5 protein-coding genes are annotated in these 10,174 nt (G+C 65.0%); 4 read left to right on the top strand and 1 reads right to left on the bottom strand.

What is annotated here, in order from left to right; translation table 11 throughout:
• Positions 1-1,106: 1,106 nt before the first annotated feature.
• From ACNAW0_RS28875 to ACNAW0_RS28865, 3 genes are all read left to right on the top strand, one after another.
• Positions 1,107-1,712, top strand: a complete 606-nt coding sequence (locus ACNAW0_RS28875) for a hypothetical protein (protein ID WP_416291196.1) — start codon at positions 1,107-1,109, stop codon at positions 1,710-1,712.
• Positions 1,713-2,824: 1,112 nt separating this feature from the next.
• A complete protein-coding gene (locus ACNAW0_RS28870) occupies positions 2,825-4,540 on the top strand; it encodes a hypothetical protein (protein WP_416291195.1) in 1,716 nt (571 codons plus the stop codon).
• Between the two features lie 116 nt (positions 4,541-4,656).
• Positions 4,657-5,487, top strand: coding sequence for a hypothetical protein (locus ACNAW0_RS28865; protein WP_416291194.1), 831 nt, complete (start codon positions 4,657-4,659; stop codon positions 5,485-5,487).
• 92 nt (positions 5,488-5,579) lie between these two features.
• Here the strand turns inward: ACNAW0_RS28865 and ACNAW0_RS28860 are convergent, their stop codons facing one another.
• Entirely contained in the window at positions 5,580-6,575 is a 996-nt protein-coding gene (locus tag ACNAW0_RS28860; protein WP_416291193.1) for an integrase core domain-containing protein, read from the bottom strand.
• 31 nt (positions 6,576-6,606) lie between these two features.
• Between ACNAW0_RS28860 and ACNAW0_RS28855 the strand changes: the two genes are divergently transcribed.
• Complete coding sequence (locus ACNAW0_RS28855) at positions 6,607-7,632, top strand: site-specific integrase (RefSeq protein ID WP_416291192.1); 1,026 nt, start codon at positions 6,607-6,609, stop codon at positions 7,630-7,632.
• Positions 7,633-10,174: the final 2,542 nt, after the last annotated feature.

Genomic DNA, 10,174 nt, shown 5'->3' with positions numbered 1-10,174 from the left:
CCTGAGCTGCCCGGATGGCATTCTCGGCCAGAACACGGGTCGTGCTGCTGCTATTGACGCATCTCGGGGTGGCGAACATCTTCGCGGCACTCCGACCGCTGGCGACGAGCGACCGGACCAAGAACATCGAGATCCTCGCCCTGCGACACCAGATCATGGTGCTGCAGCGCCAGCTCGGCGAGCAGCGTCCGCGGTTCGACCCGAGCGACTGGCGTTGCTGCCCGCGCTGCTGCGCCAGGTACCGCGCAACGTGGGACGGCGGCTGCAGCTGCCGGCCCGTCCGGACACGATCCTTCGATGGCATCGGCGATTTCGTCCCGCACCGCCATGCGGCGCGAGCATCATGCCCTTTCTGTCCAAAATCGTCTGCCGTTAATAGGTCCAGCAGCGACCACAACGACGACGATGCAGTACGCCTACCAGGCATTTCACAGCGGAGCAACCAAGATCGGCTCGCTAAACCACCCGAGTTAAGGGTTCCAGCAGCGCCTCACACGCCACCACATCGAGCCGAACCAATAAACTGAGGGCTTCCGCAAGTCGCTGACCTGCGGAAACCCTCTCACTGTCGGGACGGCCGGATTTGAACCGACGACCCCTTGACCCCCAGGACGCTTCGCAAAGCGTTCCCACACGTCAAACGCGCTATCCCCACGATCAGGCCGTGCAGTCGATGGCATACCGACCACCATCGCGCACGACGTGTGGTCCCCACCTGGTCCCCGGCCGGCCTCGGGCGCCTCTTGTAGCCTCGGCTGTCCTCAGCCCTTGGCATGCCGGGTTGCTCCCTCGACCGCCGACGGTTAGCGGTGGCCGCACCTCAGTTTGGAAGAGCGTGCTCAAGCGGTCGCGATGTCCGAAACGCCTGCGGGCGGCGGTCGGCCCGGTTGCGTCTCGTGCCCGCTCGTGCCCGCTGCGCGCCACGGTTACTGGCCCACGGATGGCCCATGCTGGCCTTCGGATTAGTTGAGGATCGCGGATGGCGGTCAGGCGGTCGCACCCCTGGCCAGTACATCCGCTGTTGTCAGGTAGCGCCGATGTCTGCGGGTCCTCTTGGGTGTACGGCCGGCCGACGCCTGGCCGGGGAGAGCCCTAGGCTGACGCCCATGTCGGCGGAGCACGAAGTGATTGACCTAGACGAGCACGATCACCGGCCGGCGGAGTCGGGCGGCACCACCCCTGACCGCCTCGTCATCAGACGAAAGATGAATGTAAGGCTTGTCGCTGCCTTCGTGGTCGGCGCTGTGCTCGGCGGTGTCGGGGTCAGCGAGCTGCGAGACTCGCGGGACGAGCGGGAGCGGAATGCTTCGGTCTCGCTCGTGGCCTTCCCTGCATACAGCGGTAGCGGGGGTTCGGGTTCGGACGGCCCGGGCGTCATCCAGATGGACGGGCAACTGGCAGTGATCAACGCTGGCCCCGCGCCGATCACGGTTGGTGCGGCTGTCGGTCAGCGACCCGGCATCCAGGTCCGTGACACCGGCCAGTCTCGGCTGCTACGCCCTGGCGGCACCGGCTGGATCGATGTCCAGCTGCGCATCGAGTGCTCTACCGCGTTCGAGAGCGAGCCGTTGTCGATACGGTTCTCGGTCGAGACCGCCGACCGACAGGTCAGAGAGGTCAGCTACCCCGTCGCCGTAAAAGGAAGCGCCTGGCACCAGGGGGCCGAGATGCCATGCAGCTTCCTCAGTTACTCGGGGAAGGGTGGCGGCTAGCGCTGAAGCGGACCTCCCCGTCGGGCAGTCGTAGACCTTCCAGCCTCCCGGACGGGGACAAGGTGGAGCGCCCTACCGGACGAACGACCTTGGCCCCGTCCGGGGAGGCTGGTAGCCCTTGTGGTGCCCGACGAGGTGATCCGCCCCCGGCTGATCTCTGAGGAGGGCCGGGGTTCGGGGTGGAACCCCGAGGTCTTCTGATCGGGTCGTCCCCAAGCGTGGCCGGCCGGCCCGACCGATGCCGGCCGGAGGTCGCCAGCAGGCCGGGGCCAGGCCGGCGCGGCCCGCTTGCGGGCCGCCTTGATGCAGAGAGAGCGAACGATTCGGCAGGCATCCCGGCTGGACGCTTGAGACTTGACCGACGGTCAAGGTGCGCTACCGGATGACGCACTTGACCGGCGTGGTCCCCAGAACGCCAGAAGGGCCGGCCCGATGTTTCGGACCAGCCCTCTGACCTGCTGTTTCACCTTGTCGGGACGGCCGGATTTGAACCGACGACCCCTTGTTACCAACCGTAACCGTCCCGAGCTTGTCATCGATTGTCAAACGTAGGCACTGAGCTGCACAGACACGACCGAGCGATGATCGCTTCCTGTCACTGTTCGTCAGCGTTGAGCCAGGGTTTTCGGGGGGTAAACGGGGGCTACCGCCAGGACGATTCCCAGCATCACCGCACCCACTCCCCCACCACAGGAGTGCACCCCCGTCGATCAGATGATCAACTTGCACCTACCCGTCGCGATGCGCTTGCCGTACACGTGGGGGCTTGTGTCCGTTGATCGACACAAGTCGATGACCAACACGCGCTGCACCTTCACGGCGCCATCCCGCTCGGCTGACAGCCACCCTACCTGGACTGATTGGAGTCCCGACCGCTCTGGCGCGTTGAGGGAAGGCTCCGCCCCAGGTGGCGCCGGAATCGGAACCGCCTACGTCCCTTCGAGACGTCGGCACGCAGGGAGCATCCAGGACAGGACCCCACTCGCTCTCGGCACCCGCCTGGCCACGATCCAGAGTTACTGAGTCGCTTGATTGCAACCAGTCACTTAGAGTGGCTGCTCGTGGGTGGTTTGTGGCTTCCCGGCCAACGACGCGCCGTCGGGAACTCCAGCATGAATTTCATCAGCTCGTACTGCAACGGGGAGGAGATCCTCGGCGAGGTCATCGACCGCCCGGTCCGCGAACAACTGTGGGCGGGAATCCCCGTGGGCCATGCCCTGTCCTTACTTAGCGGTATGTTGCGCGACCTTGACCTAGGCGATCCGCCGGTGCAGGCCGTCGAAGCTAGTTGGACGTCAGCACTCACGGGTCCCGCTCGTAAACGTGCCTTGGATGCCGTCATGGCCGGTCGGCGGCTCCTGCCGCCGCAATTGCTTCTCGTCGCGCTCAAGGAGGCGTTGCGCTACTGCCCCGCCGGGGCCGCCCGCGACGACCTGAGTGATCTCGACCTGGTGCTGCGCGCGGTGTGGAGCATCGGCGATGAACTGGGCCAGGTTCACGACGATAACGAGCCGCTCTGGGGCGGGATCAAGGCATCACTAGCCGCCGAACTGATGGCGAACCAGTACTTCAATGTCACTGCCCACCCGTTGCCGCTGATCGCGCGGACCCAAGCCACCTGGCGCGGCGGCTGGGCACCGTCAGTCGATCCGCAGCTTCAGGCTCGCGCTGGCGGGCAGCCGGCCGAGTTGTTCGCTCAGGCGACCGGATGTGAGCTGGACGCGTTCCTCGGCTTGGCTACCCACCTGTGGGTGCAGGCTGAGCAGCACCGCTACCAGAGCTTCCCGCTCGAGTTCTTCCGTCGCACCGGTATCGCCCAGGCAGCCGTCGAGCGGTTCCTCGACGCAACGTCGGTGTCGCTGTCAGACCTGCAGCGGTATGCGACCGGGCACGACGCGACAGAGCATCCATGGGACTTCAATGAACTGCGCCTGCGGCCGATCGTCCGGTTTCCGGACGGCTCGGTGCAGGTCATCCGACTCGGGTTTGTGCTCGAACGCGCCTTCGGGCAGGTACCCGAGTTCGATGTCCGCAACTACCTACGTGGGATCGACAGTGGCAAGGACCTGACGGTTAAGGGCGGCCGTGAGGAGGCGTTCCGGTTAGCCCTCAACACACAGTTCGAACACAGCGTCGGCGAGATTCTACGGCGGATCTTTCCCGCCACCGGCCACCTCAGGCGGGTCTACACGGAGAACGACATGTGGCACGCGTGGGGGACAACGAGCAGTAAGCCGAAGGTGTGTGACTGGGTCGTGGATTGCGGAGACATGTGGCTCTGCCTGGATGCGACTAACCGGCGCCTGTCCCAGCCCGTGGCTGGCGGCTTCGCCAGTCCGGCAGAGTTGGACCGAGAGGTCAACGCCGTCCTCGCCGGTCGTAAGGCTTCTCAGGTCGCCTCGACCATCCGGCATCTAACCCAACAGTTGCCACGGCTAGCCGGGCGGAACCTGCCGCCCGGCACAAGGTTCGTACCCCTGATCATCACTCCAGAGGATGGCCTGCCATGCAATCCCGGCGTACACCGCCGGGTTGAGGAGATCGTCGCTGCGACCGGGACGCTGCAGACCAGCCGCGCCACCCCGTTGGGTGTCATAACGCTATCGGAGCTCAGCCTGCTCGAGGGGGCTGCGGAGGACGGCTTCAACGTGGGTGACCTGCTACACCGGTGGCGATCTCGAAACCCCGGGGTGCCGTTGCAGAATTTCCTGGACGGACACAATGTGCCGCTGCGACGGCCCAAGTGGGAAACCGACACCTTCGGGCGGGTAATGGACGAGTTTCTTGAGCAGATGACCCATCACCAGAGCACCAGGACCGACTCCTGACCAAGCACAAAGGCGAACGAAACCTATGCGACTTGTGTGGGATGGTCGAGGCAGTACTGAGGGCGAGCCACCGTCCTTTGCGCTAAGGTCGGCGCCCGCAGCCATAAGATGAAGGGTTGAACGTGGTCGAGTCACCCGAGGCTGGAAGCTCCAATAACGGTCCGGAGGCGGTGGCGGCCCGCCATCGAGCGGTGTTACGACGGTTCACAGTGCGCGCCCGCCGCGTAGAGGAGCACTCACTCGCCTCCGACAAGCAGCGGCTTATGAAGTGGTCCCAGGGAACGTTCACGCTGACATTCGAAGCGGAGTCGGGCAAGGCAGCGATGACTTGGGAGTTGCCCGACGAGGAGTCACTCGACTCTCTTGCGGCGCGATGCCGCCCCTTTCTTCTTCAGGGTGATCCGGTCTACCATGGGAAGGTAACGAATGCCCTCGGGTTCTTCCTGCGTGCCGCTCCTGATGAACTCAGGGAGCACCTTCAGAACATCCGCGACGGCTGGCGGCCACTCGACCCTGCCGACAGACGGACTCTCGGCTACGAGTCAAGAGCCGGCTCGCTTACGGAGGCATTTGGCGAACTGGTCACAGACAAAGAGCTGGCCTATGCCTGGCTATACGGCGACCTCGTACACGCAGATGACAGTACCGAAGATCGCATACGCGGCCACGACATCGACTCCCGATTCCAAGCAGGTGCTCTCTTCATCACAAATGTTGCCGTCAAGTCGATCATAACACTCAATCTTCTCAGACAGGCACAGTCGGATGGATACGTGGGGCTCGAGGAGGATGTGTTTACCGAACGGGTCGTCGCGCGCCCGCAACGCGAGCTGACGCTCGAAAAGTTCGCTACCGCCCCTGTTGGAACGCCCACGGCTGATATCGAAGCCGTTCTGGACAGCATTGTTGTTCGCCCAGACGCTACCGGCGCCGAGGCGGCGTTGTAAGGAATAACATGCCTAGAACAAGGGCCGAGGTAGCAGGCCATCAGCGTTTGCGAACCTGCGGGAACCTGTACCGCTCGAAAAGTGGGTCACAGCTACGCCACCTGGGAGTATTCGTTGATCAGCCCGTTGAGGATCTTCCTACGCCGCACTCGTGCGGCGGGCAGGTCGGCGACCGGTCGTGACGGTATGTCGGTGGCGTCGGGCGGTTGTTGGTGCCGGGCTTGGTGCGGCCGGTGCTCGTTGTAGTGGGCCACGTACTCGTCGAGGGCGGCAAGTAGATGCCGCCTGTTGTAGATCAGCATCCGGTCGAGACACTCCCGGCGGACTGTGCGAACCCACCGCTCCGCGTACGCGTTCGCCCGAGGCGCCCGCGGCGGAGTCCGCAGGATCTCGATGCCTTCGGCGATGAAGACCTGGTCGAACGCGGCGATGTACTTGCTGTCACGGTCTCGGATCAAGAACCTGAACCGGGCGACTCGGTCGCCAAGATCCAGAAGCAGATTCCGGGCCTGCTGGGTGACCCACTCCCCTGTCGGATGCCTGGTGACACCGAGGACGTGTACGCGCCGGGTCTCGACCTCCATCAGGAACAGGACGTAGATGCGGGTCAGCCCAATCGTGTCCACGTGCAGGAAATCGCAGGCCAGGACGCCCTTGGCCTGGGCGGTCAGGAACTGAGACCAGGTAGGCCCGCCGCGCCGCGGAGCCGGGTCAACGCCGGCAGCGGTCAGGATGCTCCACACCGTGCTGGCCGCGACGCGATAGCCAACCCTGAGCAGTTCGCCCTGCACCCGGCGGTGGCCCCAGGTCGGATTCTCCTCAGCCAGGCGCAGCACCAGGGTGCGGATCTCCGCCCGTATCGAAGGACGCCCTGGTCGTCGTTTCGGGTAGCTCCACTTCCTGGCGACCAGCTCCCGGTGCCACCACAGCAAGGCGGCGGGGGTAACGAAGAACGCCGACCAGCGGGACCGAGGCAGCAGCCGCGACAGGGCTGACAGCACCAACCGGTCGACGGGCCCGGGGTCCGGGCGTACGACCTGCCGGCGCAGCACCGCGACCTGATGACGTAAGTCAACGACGGCCGCCACGCCGGAAGAGGCACAGGCGTGGATCGACGGAATGACCAGTGCGGCGCAGGGTGGTGTCGACCCGCTCGCCGCGACCAAGCGCCTGGCCGAATACGGCGAGAGCGTGATGACGCTGGCTCTGCGCGGATTGGAGCGCAAGACGCTTGATCCCTACCTGGCGGGTTGGCGCAAGCGCGTAGTTCCGACGCTCGGTCACATTCCCGTTCGCATGATTACCAACGGCGCGGTTGACCGGGCTGTTCACTCCTGGATTGCCGACGAATGCAGCCGATCCACGGTGAAGAACAGTCTTGCCGCGCTGGTCCGCGTAATGGAGCAGGCCGTACGCGACGGCATCATCCAGCGGAACCCGGCGCAGGTCACCGGGTGGCAACGCGAGTATCAGCGAGCCGCAGACGAATTGGACGATCCCCGCTCGCTGGCGCTGCCTGACTGGGAATCGCTGACCACGCTCGCCGATGCGCTCGTCGAGCGGTCCGCGAACGGTTTCACCGGGTGGGCCCACGTGGTGATATTCGCGGCCTGCACAGCAGCGCGAATCGGGGAAGTCTCAGGCGTACGGGCCGAGGACATCGACCGGGCATCCTGGATGTGGACGGTACGCCGGCAGACCACACCCAGCCCCGGTGGACTGATCGATAAGGGCACCAAGGGAAAGCGGGCACGCATCGTGCCGCTGATCGAAGAGGTACGGCCGATCGTGGCGCACCGCCTGGACGCGGTGACCACGCCCGAGGCACGGCTGTTCACCGGGCCGCGCGGCGGCAGGATCAGCACCGCCGTGCTGCGCGACGCGACGCATTGGGATGAGGTGGTCACCAAGCTGGGCTACGAACACCTGCGCCGGCACGACCTACGGCACACCGGGCTGACCTGGATGGCCGACGCAGGCGTGCCGGTGCATGTCCTACGGAAGATCGCCGGGCACGGATCGCTGACCACAACCCAGCGGTACCTACACCCCGACCGGCAGTCGATCACGGACGCGGGAGCGGCGCTGAGTGCCCACCTGAAGGCCCGCCGGTCCCCAAGTGGTCCCCAGCTACGCGCGGTCTAGATCGCAAACTCCCCACTGTTTCAGCACAGCAGAAAGGCCGCTGACCAGGGCATACGCTCCGGTCAGCGGCCTTTCTTCATGCTGTCGGGACGGCCGGATTTGAACCGACGACCCCTTGACCCCCAGAGATCGGCAATGCGGTCTCGTTCGGCTCGCGCCGCTGGCCGACGGTCTGATGGTGGTTGCCGTGGTTCCGCTTGGTGCCGTCGGTTGCTGTACTTCGCTGCAGTACTTGCTCGCGCCTGCCTGCCGCAGCGTTCCGCTACTCAGCAGCACTGCTCCCGGCACTGAGGGGATTTGAACCCGATACACCCACCGCAGCGAGAGGACATCGTCAATCAGACCAATCGCCGCCGCGTCCAGCGCGGAACCTACCGGCACCTGCCAACGTCTGCCGCCGTTGGCTGCTCTCAGTTGTAGTGGATCTGCACCCGATGATCTTGGATGCCCGTCGCGCGTCGTGCCTCTAGTCGGGGAGTAGTACCACTTCCAGCGGTATTGATCTCGTTGGCCGGCAGAGGCGATCAGGCGGCCTTCACGCCTCCCGACCTGGGACTCAGGCAGCCAACGTCGGTCAACCTCTGTCGCTACTGGTTCACCTTCAACGGCCTGACAACGGCATGATCTTGGTGCCACGTGGCGCCAAGAGACAGCCTGGCCGCTCGGTCGATCAGCGGCGGCAGCGGCGATCACTCGCACTGTGTCGCCGCTGCCGTCTGAGCAGCCAGCGTGGCTTCACTCCCCCGTTCCTGTCGATGTGCTCGCACAGTTCGCGCTCCTCGTACCCGCCAGGAACACCCATGCCGACAGATACCCAAAAGGCTCTCGCGTCTCTCACGTGTCCGCTGCCCGTGAACCATCGCAGCCCTGGGTTCTCTTCGCGAAGCGCTCTCAAGCCGGTTGAGGCAAGCCCCTTCCGTTGGTACTCCTCAGCCGTGTACGGCTTGTCCACCCAAGCCGCCTGGCAGTACTGGCAAACGATGTACTCGACCACGAAGGCGAACCGGCCATCCAAGTTCGCCTCCCTACAGCGCCAACCGAAGTACCGGCCAGAGACGGTGTCCTGCCAAGGTGTTCCGAGCGCCGGAAGCTGGCCGACCGAATACCGTGGGCGCCTGTCGACCCGACCTCGCGTCAGGTGGTACAGCGCGGTTCGGATCGGCGTCCGACCGGACCAGCGACCGACGCGTGTCAGCGCCTGGTCCCGCAGCCGCTGCACCTCCGGCTCGATCTCCCTCGTCACACAAGCAACGCTAGCGGCGGGGCCTCTTCCGAACCAGGACAGTGGAGCGCACCGGGGATTTGAACCCCTTACACCCACGGTAGTGAGAGAACATCATCAATCGGACCGATCGACGCCCTGACCAGCGCTGAACCTGCCGATGCTTGCCAACATCTGCCGGCATTGGTTGCCCTCAGTTGTACCCGATCTGTACTAGATGATCTTTAACGGCGGCCAAGCTCCTCGGCGCGATCGCGGGGCGCCAGCCCCAACCCCGGCCAGCCGAGCATCGATCTAGATTGGGACGTGTGACGTGGGAACCTTTCAGCTCCGACTTGCCTACCGTGTTGCGAGATGCGGGCGAGGCGCACGACGAGGTCTACACCCTCTGGGTCAGGGATAAGCCACTTCTAGAGTCGTGGTCGCTGATCTTCCAAGAGTGCTCTGAAGCTACCGAGGACAAAAGGTCACGCGGCTGGGACACCTACTGGATCGCGGTCGGCCCATATCCCGAGCTGGGATGCTATGGGGAGGTGGTCGAATGCGAGATCACACCCTCGCGACAGCCAACCCTGCCCATGATGCCTCCCAGCGACACGAATGAGTTGCGGCTAGTCTTCGCCGACCAGACTGCGGCGGACCTCGATCTACCGAGGGAGGTCCACCTCACTCTTCGCTTGCCTGCTGAGCAACTCCAGATCTTCAAACGCGGCTTGGTCCGCGTCCTCACTTCAGGTAGGCCCAGCTCCCATCCTCGACTCATGCGGGTATAGTTCCAACGCCTCCGATGACCCTGGCACTGTCATCTCAGATCGGCTCGCCGTTTCGGACAGTCAGGTCACGGCTGTCCACTCGCGCCGCATTCCCCCTCCGCTGCGTCCTCCAGCCATCCCGTCGGCCTTCGTCCGCACATCGTGGAGTGGGTGGGGCCTGCCCGGTCAAGGTGGAGCACACCACCGTCTGAACGACCTTGACCGGGCAGGCCCCACCTGCTCGGCTCTGCCCGGACGGAGGTTGTCGGGATGGCGCCAACCATCCCGGAGTGCCCGAGGACCCCGCCGGAGGCACCCGCACTTGTACTGATCGACATGAAGCCCCGGACCTGCCATCGACCATGGCGGCCCGGGGCTTCGTCGTATGTCGCGTCGCCGGCGGGCTGCAACCGCCGGGGTGCGCCCCGTGCGCTTGCGCTAAGGGGCGCGGGGTCCCCGAGCGGCGGCCCCCGTTGGGGCCGGCCCTGGTTCGGCGGCGCGAGCGGCCGGCAGCGCCGGCCGCGCTTGATCCCGTACAGAAAGTTCTCACAGCCCGCCAATAGCCAAT

Origin of the sequence: Micromonospora sp. SL1-18, from assembly GCF_047921505.1 — a bacterium.
Taxonomy (GTDB): domain Bacteria; phylum Actinomycetota; class Actinomycetes; order Mycobacteriales; family Micromonosporaceae; genus Micromonospora.
The sequence above is the reverse complement of the archived record's forward strand: the minus strand, read 5'-3'. Positions and strand labels throughout refer to the sequence as shown.